The organism is Oleiphilus sp. HI0132, from assembly GCF_001635845.1.
Genome location: NZ_LWGJ01001773.1, coordinates 1 through 787 on the forward strand (window position 1 = coordinate 1; position 787 = coordinate 787).

At 42.7% G+C, this 787-nt stretch carries 2 protein-coding genes; one reads left to right on the plus strand and one right to left on the minus strand.

From position 1 onward, the window contains the following. Positions 1-505: MAPEG family protein (locus A3766_RS26970; RefSeq protein ID WP_231883008.1), on the plus strand; the 505-nt coding region annotated here is incomplete at its 5' end. 17 nt (positions 506-522) lie between these two features. Here A3766_RS26970 and A3766_RS31675 read toward each other — a convergent pair. Then, positions 523-787 (minus strand): hypothetical protein (locus A3766_RS31675; protein ID WP_068643337.1); only part of this gene is annotated, 265 nt, incomplete at its 5' end.

The window sequence follows — 787 nt, forward strand, 5'->3', positions numbered from 1 at the left end:
CTCGCTTTATGTGAATGTGGTCTCGCGTTTGTGCAGTAGTCAATACCGCACAATAGATAGGTACTCCACAACAATAGACGAGACTTTTATGGATACAGTTAGAATTATCTATCCCGCTATCGCGATGTTTTTATTAACCTCTTTTTTAGTTTTTAAACTAGGGTTAACACGCTTTGCGGCAATTAAACGCGGTGAAGTTAGTATGAAGTACTATCGTTCATACAATGAAGGGCAGGAGCCGCAAAGGCTCCATATTCTCACTCGCCATATTCATAACCACTTTGAGGTACCACCCTTATTTTATGTTGGGGTTATACTCACTTATATCACGGATAGCGTTGGTCTTGTGTCAGTTGTCGCTGCTTGGTTGTATGTGGCTTTGCGGCTAGTACATTCTTTTGTCCACTTGGGTAACAACAATGTCAGCCTAAGGTTTGCGAGCTTTGCTGCGAGTATGATGGCTTTAGCAGTGTTGTGGCTCGCCATGTTGTTTGCGTTGGTATAGTACTCGTAAGCACTTGTTTATCTGTCACATCGCAGTAACTTGAAGCGTTGTTTTCCCTCAAGAATCTCTGACTCTGGCCAGATCGCATTTGCCTTTTGCTCAAATGCTGCGTTCTGTGCCAGAATTTGAAGTTCTTCACTTATGGCTTTATCACTTCGTGTAATAAAAGCGTTTTCTGTCGGTACACTCGCTTCAAATGTATTGATCAATTCGCAGTTCTCGTCATTGGCAAAGATGATGTGCTTGGCTCCAGGGTTTAGTTCAATAAATGAGCAGCCAGAG